Annotated in this window: 22 protein-coding genes; 13 read left to right on the top strand and 9 right to left on the bottom strand. The window is 71.0% G+C overall.

The genetic code is table 11. The annotated features are described in order from the left end of the window. The first annotated feature begins 61 nt into the window (after nucleotides 1-61). A complete protein-coding gene (locus ABD747_RS14470) occupies nucleotides 62-1,324 on the top strand; it encodes an arginine deiminase (protein ID WP_344805713.1) in 1,263 nt (420 codons plus the stop codon). 2 nt (nucleotides 1,325-1,326) lie between these two features. On the opposite strand, the gene ABD747_RS14465 is transcribed toward ABD747_RS14470, so the two are convergent. From ABD747_RS14465 to ABD747_RS14450, 4 genes are all read right to left on the bottom strand, one after another. Continuing rightward, complete coding sequence (locus ABD747_RS14465; protein ID WP_344805711.1) at nucleotides 1,327-1,638, bottom strand: hypothetical protein; 312 nt, start codon at nucleotides 1,636-1,638, stop codon at nucleotides 1,327-1,329. Continuing rightward, entirely contained in the window at nucleotides 1,635-1,952 is a 318-nt protein-coding gene (locus tag ABD747_RS14460; protein ID WP_344805709.1) for an AbrB/MazE/SpoVT family DNA-binding domain-containing protein, read from the bottom strand. Before ABD747_RS14460 ends, ABD747_RS14465 begins: the two co-directional genes overlap by 4 nt. A gap of 80 nt (nucleotides 1,953-2,032) precedes the next feature. Then, entirely contained in the window at nucleotides 2,033-2,467 is a 435-nt protein-coding gene (locus ABD747_RS14455) for a MarR family winged helix-turn-helix transcriptional regulator (RefSeq protein ID WP_344805707.1), read from the bottom strand. Next, nucleotides 2,467-3,342 (bottom strand): LLM class flavin-dependent oxidoreductase, encoded by an 876-nt coding sequence (locus tag ABD747_RS14450; RefSeq protein ID WP_344805705.1) that lies wholly within the window; start codon nucleotides 3,340-3,342, stop codon nucleotides 2,467-2,469. Before ABD747_RS14450 ends, ABD747_RS14455 begins: the two co-directional genes overlap by 1 nt. Nucleotides 3,343-3,422: 80 nt before the next feature. Here ABD747_RS14450 and ABD747_RS14445 point away from each other — a divergent pair, with 80 nt between their 5' ends. Both ABD747_RS14445 and ABD747_RS14440 read left to right on the top strand, forming a co-directional pair. Beyond that, the gene (locus ABD747_RS14445) at nucleotides 3,423-3,857 is read left to right on the top strand and encodes a DUF3151 domain-containing protein (protein WP_344805703.1); all 435 of its coding nucleotides are present in this window, start codon (nucleotides 3,423-3,425) and stop codon (nucleotides 3,855-3,857) included. A 222-nt stretch (nucleotides 3,858-4,079) separates the two neighbouring features. Then, nucleotides 4,080-5,363 carry an adenylosuccinate synthase gene (locus ABD747_RS14440; protein ID WP_344805701.1) on the top strand — a complete coding sequence of 428 codons (1,284 nt, stop codon included), beginning with the start codon at nucleotides 4,080-4,082 and terminating at the stop codon, nucleotides 5,361-5,363. 9 nt (nucleotides 5,364-5,372) lie between these two features. Here ABD747_RS14440 and ABD747_RS14435 read toward each other — a convergent pair whose 3' ends face one another. Further along, complete coding sequence (locus tag ABD747_RS14435; protein ID WP_344805699.1) at nucleotides 5,373-6,740, bottom strand: PQQ-dependent sugar dehydrogenase; 1,368 nt, start codon at nucleotides 6,738-6,740, stop codon at nucleotides 5,373-5,375. Between the two features lie 157 nt (nucleotides 6,741-6,897). Here ABD747_RS14435 and ABD747_RS14430 point away from each other — a divergent pair, with 157 nt between their 5' ends. From ABD747_RS14430 to ABD747_RS14405, 6 genes are all read left to right on the top strand, one after another. Further along, nucleotides 6,898-7,935, top strand: a complete 1,038-nt coding sequence (locus tag ABD747_RS14430; protein WP_344805697.1) for a LacI family DNA-binding transcriptional regulator — start codon at nucleotides 6,898-6,900, stop codon at nucleotides 7,933-7,935. Nucleotides 7,936-7,966: 31 nt separating this feature from the next. Further along, nucleotides 7,967-9,238, top strand: a complete 1,272-nt coding sequence (gene purD / locus ABD747_RS14425) for a phosphoribosylamine--glycine ligase (RefSeq protein WP_344805911.1) — start codon at nucleotides 7,967-7,969, stop codon at nucleotides 9,236-9,238. Further along, nucleotides 9,235-10,665: an adenylosuccinate lyase gene (purB, locus tag ABD747_RS14420; protein WP_344805695.1), complete on the top strand. Its 1,431-nt coding sequence runs from the start codon at nucleotides 9,235-9,237 to the stop codon at nucleotides 10,663-10,665. Before purD ends, purB begins: the two co-directional genes overlap by 4 nt. A 205-nt stretch (nucleotides 10,666-10,870) precedes the next feature. Next, nucleotides 10,871-11,671, top strand: a complete 801-nt coding sequence (locus tag ABD747_RS14415) for an ABC transporter permease (protein WP_344805693.1) — start codon at nucleotides 10,871-10,873, stop codon at nucleotides 11,669-11,671. After that, nucleotides 11,664-12,500, top strand: coding sequence for an ABC transporter permease (locus ABD747_RS14410; protein ID WP_344805691.1), 837 nt, complete (start codon nucleotides 11,664-11,666; stop codon nucleotides 12,498-12,500). The genes ABD747_RS14415 and ABD747_RS14410 overlap by 8 nt, the downstream gene beginning before the upstream one ends. A gap of 3 nt (nucleotides 12,501-12,503) precedes the next feature. Continuing rightward, nucleotides 12,504-13,517, top strand: coding sequence for an ABC transporter ATP-binding protein (locus tag ABD747_RS14405; protein WP_344805689.1), 1,014 nt, complete (start codon nucleotides 12,504-12,506; stop codon nucleotides 13,515-13,517). Nucleotides 13,518-13,526: 9 nt separating this feature from the next. On the opposite strand, the gene ABD747_RS14400 is transcribed toward ABD747_RS14405, so the two are convergent. After that, nucleotides 13,527-13,715 (bottom strand): PspC domain-containing protein, encoded by a 189-nt coding sequence (locus tag ABD747_RS14400; RefSeq protein WP_344805687.1) that lies wholly within the window; start codon nucleotides 13,713-13,715, stop codon nucleotides 13,527-13,529. Between the two features lie 141 nt (nucleotides 13,716-13,856). Here ABD747_RS14400 and ABD747_RS14395 point away from each other — a divergent pair, with 141 nt between their 5' ends. The 4 genes from ABD747_RS14395 to ABD747_RS14380 are packed head-to-tail and all read left to right on the top strand — an operon-like array spanning nucleotide 13,857 to nucleotide 17,791. Beyond that, a complete protein-coding gene (locus ABD747_RS14395) occupies nucleotides 13,857-14,804 on the top strand; it encodes a phosphoribosylaminoimidazolesuccinocarboxamide synthase (RefSeq protein ID WP_344805685.1) in 948 nt (315 codons plus the stop codon). Between the two features lie 9 nt (nucleotides 14,805-14,813). Continuing rightward, the gene (gene purS / locus ABD747_RS14390) at nucleotides 14,814-15,095 is read left to right on the top strand and encodes a phosphoribosylformylglycinamidine synthase subunit PurS (RefSeq protein ID WP_344805683.1); all 282 of its coding nucleotides are present in this window, start codon (nucleotides 14,814-14,816) and stop codon (nucleotides 15,093-15,095) included. Continuing rightward, the gene (gene purQ, locus ABD747_RS14385; protein WP_344805681.1) at nucleotides 15,095-15,775 is read left to right on the top strand and encodes a phosphoribosylformylglycinamidine synthase subunit PurQ; all 681 of its coding nucleotides are present in this window, start codon (nucleotides 15,095-15,097) and stop codon (nucleotides 15,773-15,775) included. The genes purS and purQ overlap by 1 nt, the downstream gene beginning before the upstream one ends. A 3-nt stretch (nucleotides 15,776-15,778) precedes the next feature. After that, a complete protein-coding gene (locus ABD747_RS14380) occupies nucleotides 15,779-17,791 on the top strand; it encodes a hypothetical protein (RefSeq protein ID WP_344805679.1) in 2,013 nt (670 codons plus the stop codon). Between the two features lie 79 nt (nucleotides 17,792-17,870). Here the strand turns inward: ABD747_RS14380 and ABD747_RS14375 are convergent, their stop codons facing one another. From ABD747_RS14375 to ABD747_RS14365, 3 genes are read right to left on the bottom strand one after another with little or no spacing between them, the layout of a single operon-like run. Beyond that, a complete protein-coding gene (locus ABD747_RS14375) occupies nucleotides 17,871-19,451 on the bottom strand; it encodes an amidohydrolase (protein WP_344805677.1) in 1,581 nt (526 codons plus the stop codon). 4 nt (nucleotides 19,452-19,455) lie between these two features. Next, complete coding sequence (locus ABD747_RS14370) at nucleotides 19,456-20,826, bottom strand: APC family permease (protein WP_344805675.1); 1,371 nt, start codon at nucleotides 20,824-20,826, stop codon at nucleotides 19,456-19,458. Between the two features lie 31 nt (nucleotides 20,827-20,857). Continuing rightward, entirely contained in the window at nucleotides 20,858-21,880 is a 1,023-nt protein-coding gene (locus ABD747_RS14365) for a nitrilase-related carbon-nitrogen hydrolase (protein WP_344805672.1), read from the bottom strand. Nucleotides 21,881-21,893: the final 13 nt, after the last annotated feature.

The following is a 21,893-nucleotide window of genomic DNA, read 5'->3' as shown; positions in this document are numbered from 1 at the left end:
CTCTCGTGATCAGCTGCCCTCGTCACCATATTGAAGGCTCGTCGAACTCCGGAGGAGAACCATGTCCCAGTCATCGACGCCGGTGCCGTCGGCCGCCTACTCCGTGCAGTCCGAGGTCGGTAGGCTCCGCAAGGTCCTGGTCTGCGCCCCGGGACTGGCCCACACCCGGCTGACTCCGACCACCTGCGACGAGCTGTTGTTCGACGACGTGCTGTGGGTGCAGAACGCCAAGCGCGACCACTTCGACTTCATGACCAAGATGCGCGAGCGCGGCGTCGAGGTCGTCGAGCTGCACGACGTGCTGGCCGAGACGGTGGCGAACACCGAGGCCCGGGACTGGCTGCTGGATCGGAAGATCGTCGCCAACGAGGTCGGTCTCGGTCTGGTCGACGACACCCGGGCCTACCTGGAGAGCCTCGATCCCCGGGAGCTGACCCAGTTCCTGATCGGCGGGTTGTCGACACTGGACCTCCCGGACGACTTCCGTCCCGGCTACGTGTCGCTGGCTCGCGAGGCCCTCGGCGGCCGGGAGTATCTGATGCCGCCGCTGCCGAACACGTTGTACACCCGCGACACCACTTGCTGGATCTACGGCGGGGTGACGCTGAACCCGCTGTACTGGCCGGCGCGGCACGACGAGACGCTGCTGATGAAGGCCATCTACCAGTTCCACCCCGACTTCGTCGGCTCGAAGGTGTGGTGGGGCGATCCGGAGCAGGACTGGCGCCTGGCCACCCTCGAGGGCGGTGACGTCGAGGTGCCGGGCAACGGGGTGGTGTTGATCGGGATGAGCGAGCGGAGCTCGCGGCAGGCGATCACCCAGGTGGCGCAGAAGCTGTTCGAGGGCGGCGGCGCCGAGCAGGTGATCGTCGCCGGGATGCCGAGGCTGCGGGCGGCGATGCATCTGGACACCGTGTTCACCTTCGCCGACGTGGACTGTGTGACCGCCTATCCGGACATCGTCGACGGCATCAACACCTTCACCCTGCGACCGAGCGACAAGGCACCCGGGCTGGAGGTGACCGCGGAGAAGGACTCGTTCGTGACCGTCGTCCAGCGCGCGCTCGGGCTGACGGAGCTGCGCGTCGTGGAGACCGGCGGCAGCTCGTACGACACCGAGCGCCAGCAGTGGGACAGCGGCAACAACCTGGTCGCGATCGAACCCGGCGTCGTGGTGGCCTATGACCGCAACACCACCACCAACTCGCTGCTGCGCAAGGCCGGTATCGAGGTGATCACCATCGTGGGCGCCGAGCTGGGCCGCGGCCGCGGCGGCGGCCACTGCATGACCTGCCCGCTGATCCGGGACGCGGTCGACTACTGACGCTATGGTTCCTTGAACACCGCGTGGTCGCCAATGCGGCGCCAGCGGCATCTGAGCTCGCCGTCCACAGTGATCAGCTCGAACGTGGCCCGTCCGTCAGGGCTTGCGAACGACCACGTCATCTCGAAGATTCCGGGCGCTGACCGGACGGACTTCACGCGCAGCGCAGCTGGCCAGATCGACGTGGGATCTGTTGCGTAAGCGTCGCACGCCGGCGCGAACTTCTCCCGAACGACTCGCTTGAACGCGTCGGCGTGCTCTCGCCTGAGCCGTCGATAGTCGTTGTCGAAGGCAGGCGTGGTCTCGAACTTCACTCCCGGTCGAGATTGTCGAGACGGTCGAGGTGGTCGAGGAAATCCTCGATGGAGTCATGGGTCACCAGTCGTCCAGCCTCGACGTGCTCGTCGACCTCGCGCTCGCGTTGCTGCCAGCGCTCGGTCCAGAACCAGCGTTGGTCGGCCGGAATCGGCAGCGCAGCACGCAACTCGAGCACACCGTCCTCGCGCTCGGTCAACTCCAGCTGAGCCCCCGGCTCGTCCAGGTGCAGCCGGCGGCGTACGTCCGCGGGTAGCGCAATCGTCCCACGGCCCTGGATGCCGAGATAGCGAGGTCCGGTCGTTGCACTCACGAGACGAGTATAGACAGATTTCAGCAGAGCAGTAATCCTGCAAAACAGCTGGGCAGTTCATCTCAGGTACAAGATCGAGGTCAGTCGCGGACGTTCGACGCCAGCCGCTGCAGGATCTCGGTCACCGAGGCGATGGCGGCGTCGTCGAGCCCGGTGCGCAGCCGAGCATCAAACGCGACCGCGGCGTCGCGGAGCCGGAAGAACATCGCCTCACCGGCCTCGGTCAGCTCGACCGACTGCGCCCGACGGTTCTGGCTATCGCGGTTGCGGCGGACCAGGCCGCCCGCCTCCAGCCGGTCCAGGTGATGGGTCAGCGTCGGTCCGGAGATGCCCACCCGGTCGGCAAGCACGGTCTGCAGCGTGCCCGCGCCGGACTTGACGGCCAGCAGCACGAGCCAGGTGGGCCGGTTGCCGCCGGCTTTCGCCAGCGCCTCCTCGAACGCCCGGTCGAGGACTTTGGCGGTCTGCGCCACGACGACCCCGAGGGGGACGCCGGCGCCGTCCGGCCGGGGCATCAGGCGTGCGCGAGCCGGTCGGCGGCCCGGCCCAGCAGTTCCACCTCGGCGCGGTCGAAGGCCCGGCCGCGGACGATCACGACCACGTGGTCCAGGCCGATCGAAGCGAGTTCCCGGCAGCGCCGGACCAGGTCGGTCTCCGGCTCGCCCTCGCGGAGGAACGTCGTCACGGTCTTCTCGACCTCCTCGTACGGCCGTCCGAGCGCCGCGCACTCGCGCTCGATCACGCCCAGCTGGCGGCGCAGCGCGTTGCCGCTGTCCGGCAGGTCGAACAGGTTGCAGGCGTCGGCGTAGCGCGCCACCAGCGGCAGGGTCCGCCGCTCGCCGACCCCGCCGATCAGGATCGGCGGTCGCGGCCGGCTGAGCGGCAGCGGCGACGACACCGGCGCCTCCAGCACCGTGCTGCGACCGTCGAACCGCGACCGGTCGTCGACCCACATCCGCGCGGCGAGTTCGAGGGTGTCGATCAGCCGGTCGTACCGGGCTGCGACCGGCGGCAGGTCGAGGCCCATCGCGCGAGCCTCTCGTTCGTTGTAGCCGGCGCCGACGCCGAGCCAGGCGCGACCGCCGGACAGCACGTCGAGGGTGGTGACCGCCTTGATCAGCAGTGCCGGCGCGCGGAAGCTGGCGCAGCTGACCAGCGTGCCGAGCCTGATCCGGCCGGTGAGCCCGGCCAGCTGCCCCAGCGTGGTGTAGGCGTCGAGCATCGGCTCGTCGGGGGAGCAGGCGGGGTCGGACTGCAGCGGGTGGTCGGCCACCCAGATGGTGTCGAGCCGGCTGTCGTCGGCGATCCGGGCCAGCTCGGCGAGCCGGCCGGCGATGCCTCCGGGACCGTCCGGCCAGGTGAAGCTCGTGACGCTGAGGCTGATCTTCATGCATCTATGTTAGACATCTAATCGTTCGATGTCTATCAATCGGCATTCGGCCCCCGAAGGGCCGCCGATACAGTGGGGCGGTGACCGAACCGCCCGTGAACCTGCTCGCCTCGTCGCTGCCGGAGACCCTGCTGCCGCCCGATCCGGCGGCCGCGGAGCTGGCCGCCGCCGAGAACGGCCCGTTGGTCGAGCTGGTCGCGGCCAATCCGGCCTCCAGCCTGGGCTGGGCGCTGCTGGCCGAGCGGGCGCTGGCCGCCGGCGGGGCGGCCGAGGACGTGGCCGCGTACGCCTATGCCCGCACCGGCTACCACCGCGGGCTCGATCTGCTCCGCCGCAGCGGCTGGCGCGGGCAGGGCCCGATTCCGTGGTCGCACGCCCCGAACCGCGGCTTCCTCCGTGCGCTGTGGGCGCTCAGCGTGGCGGCCGGCCGGATCGGGGACGACGTCGAGCAGCAGCGCTGCGCGGAGTTCCTCCGCGAGTCCTCGCTCGAGGCCTACCGGGCGCTGTCCGCCTGACGCCCCCATCACCCCGCCAACCGAAACTGTGCGGCTCTTGCAGCGACACGCCGGCCGCCGATGCGACAGCGGCACACTTTCCGCGCGGGGGAGGGCATTCTCGAGCGGTGGGCCGGACCGTGCGGACTCCGCGGGAGAGATGTCGGTAGAGTTACGTCGCAAGAGTCCCTGTGGCCAATGCGCCCGGGGATTTCACTCTTTCTAGCGAAGGGCGGCGATCACATGCCGGGCATTGTGGTGGTGGGAGCGCAGTGGGGCGACGAGGGAAAGGGAAAGGCCACCGACCAGCTCGGCGACCGGGTCGACTACTGCGTCCGCTACTCCGGTGGCAACAACGCCGGCCATACGGTGGTCGTCAACGGCGAGCGCTATGCGCTGCACCTGCTCCCGTCCGGGATCTTGAACCCCTCCTGCGTGCCGGTCCTCGGCAACGGGGTGGTGATCGACCTCGACGTGCTGTTCGGTGAGATCGAGGCCCTTGCCTCGCGTGGGGTGGAGTTCCAGCACCCGCTGCTCTCGGCCAATGCGCACATCATCGCCAGCTACCACCAGGTGATCGACAAGGTCACCGAGCGCTTCCTCGGCAAGGCCAGGATCGGCACGACCGGTCGTGGCGTCGGACCGGCCTACTCCGACAAGGTGAACCGGATCGGGTTGCGGATCCAAGACCTGCTGGACGAGTCGATCCTGCGGCAGAAGGTCGACGCCGCGCTGGATCAGAAGAACCACCTGCTGGTGAAGGTCTACAACCGGCGGGCCCTGGACCCGGTCCAGGTGGCCGACCACCTGCTGTCCTACACCGAGCGGGTCCGGCCCTACATCGTCGACGTCGGCCGGATCCTCAACGACGCGCTCGACGCCGGCGACGTCGTGCTGTTCGAGGGTGCGCAGGCGCACCATCTCGACGTGGACCACGGGACGTACCCCTATGTCACGTCCTCGAACCCCATCGCCGGCGGTGCCTGCGTCGGCGCCGGCGTCGGGCCGACCCGGATCGACCGGGTGATCGGCATCGCCAAGGCCTACACCACCCGGGTCGGGGAGGGGCCGATGCCGACCGAGTTGCTCGACGAGACCGGCGACGCGCTGCGCAACGCCGGCGGCGAGTTCGGCACGACGACCGGCCGGCCCCGGCGGTGCGGCTGGTTCGACCCGCTGGTGGTGGAGCAGGCCGCCAAGATCAACGGCTTCACCGACATCTTCTTGACCAAGCTGGACGTGCTCACCGGCTGGGAGAAGATCCCGGTCTGCGTGGCGTACGACGTCGACGGCGTCCGGCACGACGTGCTTCCGCTGACCCAGTCGGAGTTCCACCACGCCAAGCCGATCTATGAGGAGCTCGACGGCTGGGAGGACGACATCACCGACTGCCGCAACTTCTCCGACCTGCCGAAGAACACCCAGGCGTACGTGAACCGGCTGGAGGAGCTCTGCGGCGCCCGGATCTCCGGCATCGGCGTCGGACCCGGCCGCGAGCAGTCGATCATGATCAACGATCTGCTCTGACCGACCCGCTCAGTCCTTCTTCGGCACGATCCGGTAGATCGCGCCGGCGAGGTCGTCGCTGACGTAGAGCGCGTGGTCCTTGCCCTGGACCGCCATCACCGGCCGGCCCCAGCGACTGCCGTCGGCGAGCTGGAAGCCGGTGACCAGGGTCTGCCGGTTGCCGAGCGCTCCCGTCGTGCGGTGGAAGAAGGCGACTTCCGGGGGGCGCGGCGGGGTCCGGTTCCACGAACCGTGGGCGGCGATCAGGGCGCCGTGCCCGTAGCCGCCGGGCAGCGCAGCAGGGGTGAAGCTCATGCCCAGCGGTGCGGAATGGGCCGGCAGACCCTGCTCGATCCTCGGCAGCTTCGTGCAGTCGAGATGCGAGCCGGTCGGGTTCAGTTGGACATCGCGCACGAACGGCCGGTTCGCGAAGGTCAGCGCGGTGCCGCGGACACCCTGCTCGACGTCCGGATCCGGATTGCAGTACGGCCAGCCGAGGTCGCGTTTGTAGTACACGTGGGCGATCGGCTCGAGCGGGTGCTCGTTGACGTAGTCCGTCATCACCTTGCCGCGGTCCGACGCTCCGTCGCCGTCGTAGTCCTTGTCGTAGGGGTACGCGGTCCGGTCCCGGTTGTTCACCGCCGTCCAGAGCGTGTTGTCGGGCGCGAAGGCCAGACCGGTGCCGTTGCGCACCCCGCGGGCGTACACGGTCGGCGTGCGAGCGCCCTTCGCGAGCTTCATGATCGTCGCTCGCTGCGGGCTGGCCGAGCGGTCACCGGCCGAGACGTTCCCGCTCGAACCGATCGAGAAGAACAGCGATCCGTCACGGCTGATCGCGATGCTCTTCAGGGCGTGCGCGTAGGCGCCGTGCAGTTCGGGTGTGGAGGCGTCCGGCAGCCCGCTGACGACGGTCCTCCGGCCGCTGACCTTGCCCTTCTCGTAGTGGAAGGAGCTGATCCGGTTGCTCTCGGCGACATAGAGCGTCGAGCCGCGGAACGCCATCCCGTGCGGCTGGGTCAACCCCGAGACCAGGGTCTGCGAGGTCGGATAGCCACGCTTGTCCGGGGTGAGCCGGGTGATCCGGCCGGACGCGGGCTGGGAGACCAGCAGCCGGCCGTCCGGCGCCCAGGCGAGCAGTCTGGCCTTCGCCGGCCGCGCCCAGACGCTGACGGTCCAGCCCTGCGGGACGGTCAGCGTGCGCTTCACGTTGAAGGGTGCGGCGCGGAGCGCCGAGGGCACCGAGACGGTCGTCGCGGTCAACGGCCGGGCCGCCGCCTCGAGCGTGGCGTCCACCCGCACCGGCACGGCCAGATCGGTGTGTCCGGTCGGCCCGGCGCAGCCGGCGACGACGAGCGTGACGGTACCGGCGATGACTGCGGCGCGGCGGGAGATCGGCATCAGTGCTTCCTCGGTTCGGAATCTGCCTCGGGCCCCCGGATACCCGTCGCCACTGTAACCGGACCCGCCGTCCACCGACAGCACCCGGGCGTCCCGGCCCCGCTCTGCGGATGTCGGTCCCGTCCGGGGCTGACGCGCGTTAGGTAGTCTCGCGGTCATGACCCGTCGAGCGACCTCCCAGGACGTGGCCGATCGCGCCGGGGTGTCGCGGAGCGCGGTCTCGCTGGTGCTGAACGGTCGCGGCGCCGGCAACATCTCTGCGGCCAACCAGGCGGCGATCCTGGCCGCCGCACGGGAGCTGGACTACCGGCCGAACCCCGTTGCGCTGAGCCTGCGGACCCAGCGCAGTGCCACCATCGGGGTGGTGACCGACGCGATCGCCACCGCCGGCTACGCGGGTCGCCTGCTGCAGGGAGCATCGGAGCGGGCGGCGGCGCACGGCTACCTGCTGCTGGTGATCGACACCCAGCGCGACCCGAGCCAGGAGGCGCGCGCGTTCGACACGCTCCGCGATCGGCAGGTCGACGGCTTTCTCTTCGCCGCGATGAGCCTCCGCTCCTACGAGCCGTCGCCCGTGGGCTCCGGGGCGCCCATCGTGCTGGCCAACTGCTTCGACCCCGACGACCGCGTGCTCGGTTTCGTCCCGGACGAGATCGCCGGCGGTGCGGCGGCCGCCCGGCACCTGGTCGAGCGCGGTCACCGCGACATCGTCTTGCTCGCGGGCACGCCGGACGTGGTGGCGACCCACCTGCGCGAGCAGGGATACCTCGAGGTGATGGCGGCGGCCGGGCTCGCTGTGCCGCCGTCGGTGGTCGGCGGCTGGGACATCGAACAGGGTCATGCGGCCGCGACACACGTGCTGACCACGCGCGATCCGCTCCCCACGGCCCTGATCTGTGCGAACGACCGGGCCGCCGCCGGTGCGGTCCTCGCGGCCGCGAACCTCGGCCTATCCGTCCCCGGTGACCTGTCGGTGGTGGGTTACGACGACGACCAGAACGTGGCGCCGACGATGGTTCCGGCGCTGACCACGGTGCGGCTGCCGCATCGCGAGATGGGTGAGGCCGCGATGCAGGCGCTGCTGGATCGGATGGTCGAAGGTGCCGACAGCCCGATTGCCGGGCGGGTGCTGCTGGACTGCCCGCTGGTCGTCCGTGACTCGGTGGCGGCGCCGGCGCCCCGCCCGGGCCGCTGAGCACCATTAGGCTTGCCCGGTGACCCACGGTCTGACTGTCCTCGTCGTCGGCTCGGGCGGCCGCGAGCACGCGCTGGCACTGGCCCTGAGCGCGGATCCGCAGGTGACGAAGCTGTACGTCGCCCCCGGCAACCCGGGCACGGCGGCCATCGCGACCAATGTGGAGGTGGACATCCTCGACGGGCCGGCGGTGGCGGCCCTCGCCCGCGAGGTAGCGGCCGATCTCGTCGTGGTCGGTCCGGAGGCGCCCCTGGTTGCCGGCGTGGCGGACGCGGTCCGCGCCGCCGGAATCGCCTGCTTCGGACCGTCGGCGCAGGCGGCCCGGATCGAGGGCAGCAAGGCATTCGCGAAGGACGTGATGACGGCGGCGGGCGTGCCCACCGCTCGCGCCCGGGTCTGTGACTCCGCGGATCAGGTCGCGGCGGCGCTGGCGGAGTTCGGCCCGCCGTACGTGGTCAAGGACGACGGTCTGGCGGCGGGCAAGGGCGTCGTGGTCACGGCCGACCGGGACACCGCGCTGGCCCACGCGGCCGGCTGCGGCCGGGTGGTGGTCGAGGAGTTCCTGGACGGGCCCGAGGTGAGCCTGTTCGGCATCACCGACGGGACCACCGTGCTGGCGATGCAGCCGGCGCAGGACTTCAAGCGGGTCGGCGACGGCGATACCGGTCCGAACACCGGCGGGATGGGCGCGTACACGCCGCTGCCCTGGGCGCCGGTCGACCTGGTCGAGGAGGTCACCCGGACGGTGCTGCAGCCGACCGTGGACGAGCTGGCCCGCCGGGGCACCCCGTTCGCCGGCCTGCTCTACGCCGGCCTTGCGCTGACCGGGCGTGGTGTCCGGGTGATCGAGTTCAACGCCCGGTTCGGCGATCCCGAGACCCAGCCGCTGCTGGCCCGGCTCGCCACCCCGTTCGCCGGGCTGCTGCTGGCCGCGGCGAGCGGATCGCTGGCGCACCACCCGCCACTGCAGTGGCGGTCGGAGAGCGCGGTCGGAGTCGTGCTGGCCGCGGAGAACTATCCCGGACCGCCGGTGACCGGCGGCGTGATCTCGGGGCTGGACGTCGCCGGGTCCGACGGCCGGCTAGTGGTCCAGGCCGGCACCGCGTTCGACCCGGCCGGCCGGATCGTCAGCTCCGGCGGTCGGGTGCTGACCGTCGTAGGGCTGGGTGCCGACCTGCACCGGGCCCGCACCGCCGCGTACGCCGGGATCGAACGGATCGACCTGGCCGGGTCGTTCTATCGGCGCGATATCGCCGAGCGGGCAGCCGCCGGCGCGGTCGCGGTTGCGGAGCTGGGCGCATGAGCGTCCCCAACGTGTTGGCCACCCGCTACGCGTCGGCCGCGATGCGAGACATCTGGTCGCCCGAGCACAAGATCGTCGCCGAGCGGCAGCTGTGGATCGCGGTGCTCCGGGCCCAGCGCGATCTCGGCGTGGACTTCGGCGGCGCCGACCCCGACGAGGTGATCACGGCATACGAGGCCGCCGTCGACCGGGTCGACCTCGGCAGCATCGCCGAGCGGGAGAAGATCACCCGGCACGACGTGAAGGCCCGGATCGAGGAGTTCAACGCTCTCGCCGGGTTCGAGCACGTGCACAAGGGGATGACCAGCCGCGACCTGACCGAGAACGTGGAGCAGCTGCAGATCGTCTCCGCGCTGGGGGTGATCCGAGACAAGATGGTGGCGACCCTGGTCCAGCTGGCCCGGCTGGCCGCGCAGTACTCCGCGCAGCCGATCGCCGGCCGCTCGCACAACGTCGCGGCCCAGGTGACCACGCTCGGCAAGCGGTTCGCGACCGCGGCCGAGGAGCTGCTGATCGCGTACGCCCGGGTCAGCGAGCTGATCGCCCGCTACCCGTTGCGCGGCATCAAGGGACCGGTCGGCACCGGGCAGGACATGCTGGACCTGGTCGACGGCGACGCCGAGCGGCTGGCAGCGCTGGAGGCGCGGATCGCCGATCATCTCGGGTTCGCGAACGTCTTCGTCTCGACCGGACAGGTCTATCCCCGCTCGCTCGACTACGACGTGGTGACCGCCCTGGGCCAGGTCGCCGCCGCCCCGTCCAACGTCGCCACCAGCATCCGGCTGATGGCCGGCGCGGAGCTGGTGACCGAGGGCTTCCGGCCCGGCCAGGTCGGCTCCAGCGCCATGCCGCACAAGATGAACACCCGATCCTGCGAGCGGGTGAACGGGCTCTCGGTCATCGTCCGCGGCTACGTCTCGATGGTCGGCGAGCTGGCCGGCGACCAGTGGAACGAGGGCGACGTCTCCTGCTCGGTGGTCCGCCGGGTGGCGCTGCCGGACGCGTTCTTCGCTCTCGACGGGCTGTTCGAGACGTTCCTCACCGTGCTGGCCGACTTCGGCGCGTTCCCGGCGGTGATCGAGGCCGAGCTGCAGCGCTACCTGCCGTTCTTGACCACCACCAAGGTGTTGCTAGCCGCCGTCCGCAAGGGGGTCGGCCGGGAGACCGCGCACGAGGCGATCAAGGAGCACGCGGTCGCCGTCGCGCTGGCCATGCGCGAGGGTCTGGCGACCAACGACCTCTACGACCGCCTCGCCGCCGACCCGCGGTTGCGGCTCTCCCGGGCCGAGCTGGACGCGCTCGTGGCGAGCCCGCTCGAGCTGGCCGGTACCGCCCAGCAGCAGGTGGCCCGCATCGTCGACCGGGTGGAACAGTTGGCTGCCGAGCACCCCGACGCGGCCGGCTACCAGCCCGGCCTCGTGCTGTGAGCCCGTCCTCCGCTGCCGAAACTGTGCAGGTCGCGGGACCGATCGGGCTGTCGACGCCACTTCGCTCGTCGTAGCGAGACTTCGCTCACCTCCGACGGTGAGCGAAGTCGCAGTTGGGCGCGCGAAGTCGGGTGACACGCCTGCAGGAGGGAGCCCACGCTGCGGTAATCGGCTTGACCGGTCGCGGGCCGGCGCCTAGCGTCGGGTGACTGTGCGTCGGTATCTGGAGCTCGCAGCGGCGGAGTTCCGGCGCTACAGCACCTACCGGCTGGCCGTCGTGGCCGGGGTGGTGACCCAGAGCGTGTTCGGGTTCATCCGGATCAGCGTCATGTTCGCCGCGATCGCGGCCAGCGGCGGAACGCTGCTCGGCTACAACCAGAAGCTCGCGTCGACGTACGTCTGGCTCGGCCAGGCGCTGATCGCGCCGCTGGCCATCTTCGCCTGGACCGAGATCGCCGACCGGGTGCGGACCGGCGAGATCGCGGTGGACATCGCCAGACCGATCGATCTGCAGCTCGGCTGGTGGGCCCGCGACGTCGGGCGAGCCGGCTTCCAGCTGCTCAGCCGGGGTCTGCCGCCGCTGCTGATCGGGGGGCTCACCGTCGGGCTCGCGCTGCCGACGTCGTGGACCGCATATCCGCTCGGTCTGATCAGCCTGGCCCTAGCGCTGTCGATCAGTTTCACGCTGCGCTACCTGCTCAACCTGGTCGCCTTCTGGAGCGTCGATGTCCGGGGCTTCATCGGCCTCTACTTCGTGCTGGTCGGGCCGCTGTGCGGCCTGTTCGTGCCGATCCACCTGTTTCCGCCCTGGCTGCGCACGATCGCGTACGCGACCCCGTTCCCTTCCATGCTCCAGGTGCCGATCGACGTCTTGTCCGGCCTGGTGCTCGGCGCGGCGGCCGCGCTCCAGGTGCTGATGCAGCTCGGCTGGCTGGTGCTGCTGGTCGCCCTCGCCCGGGTCGTCACCTGGCGCGGATCGCGCCGGCTGGTGGTGCAGGGTGGCTGATCTGTCGGCGAGCCGGCCCGCCGGCGGGCTCACCCGGCGCCGGACGTACGCGATCTTGCTCGGCTCACGGATCCGCAGCCAGTACGCCTACCGGACGAGTTTCTGGCTGACCGTCGCGACCTCATTCGGGGTCGGCGTGATCGAGTTTCTCGAGCTCTACGCGATCATGTACAACGTGCCGGTCTTCGGCGGCCTCGACTTCCGCCAGGCGGCGCTGGTCTTCGCGCTGGCCAACATCGGGTTCTCGCTCGCCGACATGGTCTTCGGCGAGCTGGACACGATGCCGACCAACATCCGGATGGGCCGGCTCGAGGTGATGCTGGTCCGCCCGATGCCGCTGCTCGCCCAGCTGATCACCGGCGATCTGCAGCTCAGGCGGCTGGGCCGGGTCGCCATCGGAGCCGTCATCGCCGCGATCGCTCTGCCCGGGCTGGACATCACGTACGACCCGGCAACGCTGTATCTGCTGGTGATCACGCCGTTCGTCGGGGCCGCCGTGTTCGGGGCGTTCTTCACCATCGCCGGCGGCCTGCAGTTCTTCGTCGTCGACGGCGCCGAGCTGACCAACGGCTTCGTCTACGGCGGTTCGTACGCCGCCCAGCTCCCGGGCAGCGTGTTGATCAAGCCGGTCCGGATCTTGTTCACGTTCGTCTTCCCGGCCACCTTCGTCGCCTACCTGCCGACCCTGTTGATCTTGGGCCTGCCCGGTACGCCGTATCTGCCGGCCTGGCTCGGTTGGCTCGCACCGGTGTTCGCGATCTGGATCTGGGTGATCGCGGCCCTTGTCTGGCGGACCGGCATCCGCCGCTTCGTCGGGGCGGGCGGCTGACGCGTGACCGATCCCAGCATCGCCGATCCCGGCATCGCCGATCCCGATGGCACGGCACCGATCATCGAGTTCGCCGACCTGCGCCGCTCGTTCGTGGTGCGCGCCAAGTCGGGACGGCTGCGGCGCAGCAAGCGGGTGGTGCATGCCGTCGACGGCATCTCGGCGCGGATCGCCGCCGGCGAGTCGGTCGGCTACATCGGCGCGAACGGCGCGGGCAAGTCGACCACGATCAAGATGATCACCGGAGTGCTGGTGCCGACCAGCGGGTCGGTCCGTACCTGCGGGATGACGCCGGTGCCGCAGCGGCGCGAGCTGGCCCGTCAGGTCGGCGTCGTCTTCGGTCAGCGCAGCCAGCTGTGGTGGGACCTGCCGCTGCAGGACTCGTTCCGGATCCTGGCAGCGATCCACGGGCTCCCGGCCGGCGACGCCGCCGAGCGGATCGCGGCGCTGGTGGCCGAGCTCGAGCTGGGTCGGCTGCTGGACACTCCGGTCCGGCAGTTGTCGCTCGGCGAGCGGATGCGCGGCGAGGTCGCGGCGGCGCTGGTGCACCGGCCGCGGCTGCTGGTGCTGGACGAGCCGACCATCGGTCTGGACGTGCTGAGCAAGGAGCGGCTACGGCAGTTCCTCATCGCCGAGCGGGAGCGGGCGAACATGACGCTGCTGCTGACCACTCACGACATGAGCGACATCGAGCGGCTCTGCGAACGGGTGCTGGTGGTCGATCGCGGCCGGTTGGCCTACGACGGAACGCTGCCCGACCTGGCCCGCCTGGTCGCCCTGCGGCGGGTGCTGGTGGTCGACCTGATCGAGCCGCACCCGCCGCTGCACATCCCCGGCGTCGAGCACATCGGCAGCGAGCTGGACGGACTGCGTCAGCGCTTCGCGTTCGCGCCCGAGACGACGACCGCGGCGCAGGTGCTCGCCGCGGTCGGCGTCCAGGCCGAGGTCCGCGACCTCACGCTGGAGGAGCCGGACATCGAGGACATCGTGGCAACGCTGTATCGGATGCCCCATTGAGCCTCGCGGTCAGAAGCGGGACTCGTTCGGGATCAGGATCCAGCCGGCCAGATAGATCAGGATCTGCGGACCCGGCAGCAGCATGCTGAGCACGAAGATCAGCCGCACCACGTTCGGCGAGATCCCGAACCGGCGACCGACCCCGGAGCAGACGCCCGCGATCATCCGGTCGTTGGTGGGGCGGACGAGGGTAGACATGAGGATGGATCCTTCCGAGGCTGAGATGGCTACCCCTCCACCCTGCATCGCCGTGCCGCCGGATCGAAGGGGTTTGCTGGTGCCGTCCGGGAACAGTGGGGGACCGTGAGGGTCACCCCGGAGATCGGTCAGAATGGCCGGGTGCCAGCTGCCCAGCCCGACGCCACCCGGCCCGACCAGGCCCTGCCCGACTATGCCGAGCTGCTCGGACTGCCGCTCGTGCACAAGGGCAAGGTGCGCGAGCTCTACCGGCTCGACGACGACCGGCTGCTGATGGTCGCCACCGACGCGATCTCGGCGTTCGACTACGTGCTCAGCAGCCGGATCCCGGACAAGGGCGAGGTCTTGAACCGGCTGTCGCTGTGGTGGTTCGACCGGGTGGCCGACCTGGTCGACAACCACGTGCTGTCGAGTGATGTCCCGGCCCCGGTCGCCGGGCGGGCGGTGGTCTGCGAGCGGCTGGAGATGATCCCGGTGGAGTGCGTCGCGCGCGGCTACCTGACCGGCTCCGGCTGGCTCGAGTACCAGCAGACCCGCGAGGTGTGTGGCGTTCCGCTGCCGGACGGGCTGGTGGACGGCTCCCGGCTGCCGGAGCCGATCTTCACCCCGGCGACCAAGGCGGCGCTGGGCGAGCACGACGAGAACGTCTCGTTCGAGACGGTGGCCGACACCGTCGGCGGCGAGCTGGCGACCCGGATCCGCGACCTGACGCTCGCGGTCTACACCCGGGCGGCGTCGATCGCCGCCGAGCGGGGCTTCGTGCTGGCCGACACCAAGTTCGAGTTCGGCCGCCGGCCGGACGGAACGGTCGTGCTGGCCGACGAGGTGCTTACCCCGGACTCCTCCCGATTCTGGGACGCGAGCACCTGGCAGCCGGGCGGACGGCTCGACTCCTACGACAAGCAGTACGTCCGCAACTGGCTGCTGCACGACTCCGGCTGGAACCGCTCCGCCGGCGATGCCCCGCCGGGTCTGCCGGCCGAGGTCGTCGCCGCCACTCGGGCCCGTTACGTGAGCGCGTACGAGCAGCTGACCGGCGATGTGTTCGCGCCGGTCGCCGCGGACGGCGAGGGCGGCCGGGCTCGATAGGATCGGGGCATGGCACGTGTGGTGGTCGAGGTCATGCCGAAGCCCGAGATCTTGGACCCGCAGGGCAAGGCCGTCACCGGCGCGCTCGCCCGGCTCGGGTTCGACGGGATCGCGGTCCGGCAGGGCAAGCGGTTCGAGCTCGAGGTGGACGGGGAGCTGACTGCCGAACGGATCGACGCGATCCATCAGGCGGCGGAGACCCTGCTCGCGAACACCGTGATCGAGACGTTCGTCGTGCATGTGGCCGACGAGTTCGTCGCCGAGGAGGCATCCGAGGGAGCGTCCGCCTGATGCCGGTCCGGATCGGGGTCGTCACCTTCCCCGGGTCGCTGGACGATCACGACGCGCTGCGTGCCGTCCGGTTGTGCGGGGGCGAGCCGGTGTCGCTGTGGCACGCGAGTGACACGCTGGACGGGGTCGATGCGGTGATCCTGCCGGGCGGGTTCTCCTACGGCGACTACCTGCGCTGCGGAGCCATCTCCCGGTTCGCGCCGGTGATGGCGGAGGTGATCCGCGAGGCCGATCGAGGCATGCCGGTGCTGGGCATCTGCAACGGCTTCCAGATCCTGTGCGAGGCACACCTGCTGCCGGGAGCGCTGATCCGCAACGACGTCCGGACGTTCGTCTGCAGGGACCAGAAGCTGCGGGTCGAGTCGATCGACACGGCCTGGACCGGCGAGTTCGGCGTCGGCGACGAGATCACCATCGTGCTGAAGAACGGCGAGGGCGGCTACATCGCCGACGAGCCGACCCTGGACCGGCTCGAGGGCGAGGGACAGGTCGTCTTCCGCTACCTGGACGGCAATCCGAACGGCTCGCGCCGCGACATCGCCGGTGTCCGCAACGAGCGTGGCAACGTGGTCGGTCTGATGCCGCACCCGGAGCACAACGTCGACCAGCTGACCGGCCCGACGCTGGACGGCCGCGCGTTCTTCACCGGAGTGCAGAGCTTCCTGGCCGCCCGGGTCTAGGCCGTGCGCCGGTCGACCCGTCACTGGATCGGGGCGCTGATCGGTCTGGGCCTGGTCTTCGTCGCGTTCCGCCTGGTCAACTGGGCGGGGGAGCCGGCGACGTCCTCGGCGATCTATACCCCCCAGGTGGTGGTGGTCGGGGTGACCGGCCGCTACACGCTGTCGCCGGGCGACCGGGAGGTCCTCGGCGCGCACCTCGACGACGCGCAGGCCGGCTCGATGGTGGTCCGGCCGCGGTACGTCGGCGACTGCGCCGCCGCCGGCTGGACGACGCTCGGCGCAGGCCGGCGGGCGGCGGTCGGCGAGTTGTGCGACCCGGTGGTGAACGGATCGGGAAGCGACGCCCGGGTCGCCGACTGGGCGGCCCGCGAGGCGGCGGCCGCGGCGAACCACGGCGACGCGAAGCTCGGCACCCTGTCCGCCTCGGTGTCCGGCTGTGTCGGCGCGGTCGGTCCCGGCGCGGCGCTGGCCGCGGCGCGGCCGGACGGGTCGCTGGCGGCGTACGCCACGGTGGCGCAGTTCCGCGCCGGCGGCGCGAAACCGGCCTGCCCGATCACCCTGGTGGATGCCGGCGACGCGGCCGACGCGCTGGTCGCCGAGCTGGCCGATCGCAGCGACGTCACCGTCATCCTCACCGGGATCGGCCCGGACGCCGGCTCGGACGACCCCGGCACCCAGGTCGTCTACCGGCTCGGCACGACCATTCCCGGCTGGTTGACCTCCGACAGCACCCGGCGGGAGGGCATCGTCACGCTGACCGATCTGACCGCGACCTTGATCGACTTCGGCGGTGGTGCGGCGGCGACGTCGGCCGCCGTCGACGGCTCGCCGTTCGCGGTCGATCCGGACGACCTGAGCGTGAGGGGGATCGAGCGGCACCTGGCGGCGGTGACCGCGCTCTCGGACGCGGTGGTCAGCGGCTATCTCGCGGTCGGGGTAGGCGGTGCGGTGCTGCTGGCCGTCTTCGGGGTCGCGTTGTGGCGTCGCCGCTGGCCGTTGGCCCGGCTGATCATGACGGTCGGCACGATCACCGCGGCCGCCATGATGCTGACCGGATCCGTTCCCTGGCAGGGGCTCCGCCATCCCGGTCTGGCGGTCGGGTTGGTTGCCGCGGGGTGGGCGGGCGCGCTCACCCTGGCCGCCCTCGGCCTTTCCCGATGGCTGCGGGTGCCGGCCGCGATCGCCGGCGCCGGCCTGACGGTGGCCGCGTTCACCGCCGACGCCGCGCTCGGTGCGGTGATGCAGCCCGGCTCGCTGCTCAACTCGCGACCGATCCTCGGGCTGCGTTGGTACGGCTTCGGCAACGTCACCTTCGCCGCGTACGCCGCCGCCGGCCTGCTGCTCGCCGGCTATGTGGCGCACCGGCTGCGGACGAACGGCCGGCCGCGGCTGGCGGTCGTCGCGGTCGCGGCGATCGGCTTCGGGATCGTGCTGTGCGAGGGCTGGCCGAGCATGGGCACCGACTTCGGCGGCGTGATCGCGCTGACCCCGCCGTTGTTGTGGCTGCTGTTCGCCCTCGCGATCGACCGGCCGGACGCCCGGGTGTCGTGGCCGAGACTCGCGCTCGCCGGGGTCGGGGCGGTCGTGCTGGTCGCGATCATCTCGGTGCTGGACTGGCGTCGTGGTCCGGGGGCGCGCAGCCATCTCGGCAACTTCGTCCAGCGGATCATCGACGGGGACGCGTTCGACATCGTGGTGCGCAAGGGCGTTGCCTCGGTCGACACGATCGTCTCGCCGCTCGGCCTGATCTCGCTCGCGATCGGCGTCCCGCTGTGGATCGGCATGCTGCGTTGGGCGGTGCCCAGGGTCGCCACCGCCTACTCGACCATCCGGCCGGTCGTGATCGCGGGCCTGGCGGTCGCGATCCTGGGCACGCTGCTGAACGACGGCGGGATCAGCGTCTGGCTGACCGCCACCGGGATGTACGCGATCACCGTGGCGTGGTTCGTGCTCGACGGTCTCGTCCTCGTTCCCACCACTCCCGCCCGCCACTGGCCCCCGAAAACTGTGCGGTAGGTGCAGCGACACGCCGACGGGAGCTGCAGCAGCCGCACAGTTTCCGGGGAAGCGGCGGGCGGGGCGGGACGATGGCGTCCTAGAACGTCCGGGTGCCGCGACGCCAGGTGCCCAGCACCCGTACGTCGGTCAGGGCCTTCGGCGCGACGCTGCGGGGATCGGCCGACAGCCAGACCAGGTCGGCCTGGGCGTCGGGCACGAGCGCGCCACGCACGCCCTCGGACCGCCCCTGATAGGCCACACCGCGGGTCGCGGCGGTCAGCGCCTCGGTCACCGTGATCCGCTCGGCGGGGTGCCAGCCACCGGCGGGCCAGCCATCGGGCGTCTCGCGGGTGACCGCCGTCCGGATACCGGCCAGCACCTCGGGGCTGGTCACCGGCCAGTCGCTGCCGAAGCTGATCCGGGCGCCCGCGTCGAGGACCGATCGGATCCGGTAGTGCAGCGAGCGCTCCGGGCCGAGCCGCGGCAGGGTCAGGTCCCGCATCACCGCGTCCTCGACCGCCCACAGCGGCTGGAAGCAGACCGTCACGTCCAGGGCTGCGAACCGGGCCAGGTCGGCCTCGTCGACCAGCTGGGCGTGGGCGAGGGTGACCCGCCGGTCGGACCAGCCGGTGACGCCGCGCAGGTGCTGGGTGGCATCGAGCGCGAGCCGGACACCGCCGTCGCCGATGGCGTGCAGATGGATGTCGAAGCCGAGCAGGTCGGCGTCGACGAACGCTTGGCGCAGCTGATCGTCGGTCCACACCGGCAGCCCGCGGGTGCAGGCGTCGGCATAGTCCGCGAGCAGGTAGGCGGTGTGGTTCTCGATGATGCCGTCGACGAAGAACTTGAGCGTCCGGGCGGTGATCCCGGGCGCCCGCTCGATCCGGTCCCGCAGGCCGGCGAGCTCGCCGACCTGCTCCGGCCAGTCCACCGGATCCGCCCGGATGGCGAGGTCGGCGTCCACCGACAGCGCCCCCTGCTCGGCCGCGGCGACCCAGGCGTCGACGTCGCCCGGCTCGACCCAGGCGTCCTGGACCCAGGTGATCCCGCAGGAGGCGGCGAACGCGGTGCTGCGGCGGAGCTCCTCGACTCCCTGCTCGACCGAGGTCGGCGGGACGAGGTCGAAGACCCGATCGGTCGCACCGGACTCGATCAGGGTTCCCAGCGGGCTGCCGTCGGGCCGGCGGGCGATGATCCCGTCGGCGGGGTCGGGGGTGTCCGCGGTGATGCCGGCCAGCTCCAGCGCGCGGCTGTTGCACCACGCCGTGTGGTAGTCCCAGGCGCGCAGCACCACCGGTCGGTCGGCGACCGCCTCGTCCAGCCAGCGCGCGTCGAACCGGCCGTCCGAGGTCAGGGTCGCGTCGTAGCTGGCGCCGACGATCCACTCGGCGTCCGGGTGGGCGTCGGCCCAGGCCCGAACCGACGCGACGACGTCGGCGACTGAGGACGCCGACCGGATCTCCGGCCCGGAGAACTCCCGGCCGGCCTGCATCAGGTGGGCATGGCCGTCGCCGAACGCGGGACCGAGGTAGCCGCCACCGAGATCGACGACCTCCGCGCCGGCCGGATCAGCCGCGCCCGGCTCGGCGACCCGGCCGTCGACCACCACCAGCCGGTCCAGGTCGCCGCGCTCGGATCCGGTCGCGATCGTGCCGCCGCCGAAGACGATGGCGCCCATCGGGTCAGACCTCCTTCAGATCCAGCTGCGGTGTCGGCCGGCGGAACCCACGAGTCAGCACCAGCAGGTAGACGAAGCCGATCGCCGCCCAGCTCAGCCCGACGATCAAGGTGAGCCCGGACAGGCTGGTCCACAGCCACACGGTAGCGGCGAAGCCGATCAGCGGCAGCACGACGTAGGAGACGACGTCGGACCCGGACCGCCGCTTCTCGTCGACGAAGAAGTGCTTGATCACCGACAGGTTCACCATGGAGAAGGCCACCAGCGCGCCGAAACTGATCAGGGACGAGATGGTGGTCAGCGAGATCACCAGTGCCAGCAGCCCGACTGCCGAGGTGACCAGGATCGCCGAGACCGGCGCGCCCCGCTTCGACAGCCAGCCGAAGACACGGGTCGGCAGCACCCCGTCCCGGCCCATGGCGTAGATGATCCGTGACACCGAGGCCTGGGAGGTGAGGGCGGAGCCCAGGCCGCCGGCGACGTACGCGGCGGTGAAGAAGACCGACAGGAACTGGCCGCCGACCTTGGTGATCACCTCCAGCGAGGCCGCGTCGACGTTCGCGAAGGTCGCGGTGGGCAGGACCAGGTAGCTGAGGTAGGACAGGCCGATGAAGATCGCACCGGCGATCAGGGTGGTGAGCATGATCGCGCGGGGCACCAGCCGGCGGGCGTCCTTCGACTCCTCCGCGAACGTGGAGACCGCATCGAAGCCGAGGAAGGACAGGCACAGGATCGCCGCGCCGGCGAACAGCCCGCTCAGGTCTCCCTCACCGGTGCCGACGAACGGTGCGAGCGGGTCGACCGTGCCGGTCGCGCCGATCTCGACGATGGCCAGCACGACGAACACCGCGATGAAAAGCGCCTGCATTCCGACGATGACGATGTTGGCGCGGGCGATCGAGGTGATCCCGGCCAGGTTGACCACGGTGACCAGGGCGATCGAGGCCACCACGATGACCCACTGCGGCACCATCGGCAGCGCGGCGTTCAAGAAGATGCCGATCACCAGGTAGTTGATCATCGGCAGGAACATGTAGTCGAGCAGCAGGGACCAGCCGCTGAGGAAGCCGGCTGCCGGCCCGAAGCTCTTCGAGACATACGCGTACGCCGAGCCGGAGACCGGGACCGCGCCCGCCATCTTGCCGTAGGACCGGGCGGTGAACAGCATCACGACCAGGGTGAGGGCGTACGCCGCGGGCAGCCGGCCGCCGGTGATCTCGGTGACGATGCCGTAGGTGGTGAACACGGTCAGCGGAACCATGTAGACCAGCCCGAGGAGCACCAGGGTGGGCAGCCCGAGAACCCGCTGGAACGTGCCGTCGTGGCCGGGCGTAGCGGCGGCGGTCTCGGCCGGCGCGGGGAGTGGTGACGTCATGATCGTTCGTCCTTCGGATCGGCGCGCCGCGTCAGCGGGTCGGGGCGGCGGACAGGGCGGTGGCGGGTTCGCCGTACGGATGATCCGGGTCGACCGGCGCGGTGAGGCGAGCGTAGGTGTCCGGCCGGCGGGTGCGCAGCAGCGGGAACAGGTCGAGCCAGTCCTGCCGCTGGGCCAGATCGAGGTCGGCGACGAGCACGGCCTCGGTGTCCCGGGGAGCCTGGACCAGCACCCGGCCGTAGGGGTCGGAGACGAACGAGGAGCCGTAGAAGGTGTTGCCCGGGGTGCCGTCAGGGCGGGTCTCGGCGCCGGTCCGGTTCGGCACGACCATGAACAGGCCGTTGGCGATGCCGTTGCCGACGATCACCTGCTGCCACAGCGGGCGGGTGTCGAAGTCGGGGTGGTCCGGCTCGGAGCCGATCGCGGTCGGATAGACGACGATGTTCGCACCGCCGAGCGAGTAACTGCGGGCCACCTCGGGGAACCACTCGTCCCAGCAGGTCGGCAGCCCGAACGCGGCGCCGTCCAGCGCGTCGATCCGGTGCACCGGGTAGGGCTCGCCGTCGGCCGCGCCCGGGCGGAAGTAGTGGTCCTCGTAGTAGCCGGCGGTGACCGGGATGTGCAACTTGTCGGTGGCGGCGACGATCTGCCCGTCGGGGGAGACGATGACGGCGGTGTTGGAGCCGAGCCCGTCGGTGCCGGCGTCGGTGCGATAGACCGAGATGTGGACGTACACGTCGTGGGCGGCTGCGGCCCGCCGCGCGAACGCGACCGAGGGACCGGTCTCGAGGTCCTCGGCGAGGTCGGTCGCGGCGCCGGTGGGCAGGCCGTCGGCCGGGTAGCGGACGAGGGTGATCTCGGGCAGGAAGACGATCCGCGCGCCGCGGGCGGCCGCTGCGCCGACCATGTCGTGGAGCTTGCCGAGCAGCCGCTCGGAGTCGGCGTCCCAGGCGTGCTGCACGACACCGACGCGCAGTACCGGGCCCTCGTCTCGGGTTGTCCGGGCCGGTGAGGCGGGGATCGGGCCGGCTTCGATGATCTCTGCGGACAGCATTGTCGGTGCTCCT

This window comes from Microlunatus ginsengisoli (assembly GCF_039537205.1).
Taxonomy (GTDB): domain Bacteria; phylum Actinomycetota; class Actinomycetes; order Propionibacteriales; family Propionibacteriaceae; genus Microlunatus; species Microlunatus ginsengisoli.
Note: the sequence above shows the minus strand (reverse complement) of the source record. Positions and strands in the feature narration are given on the sequence as shown.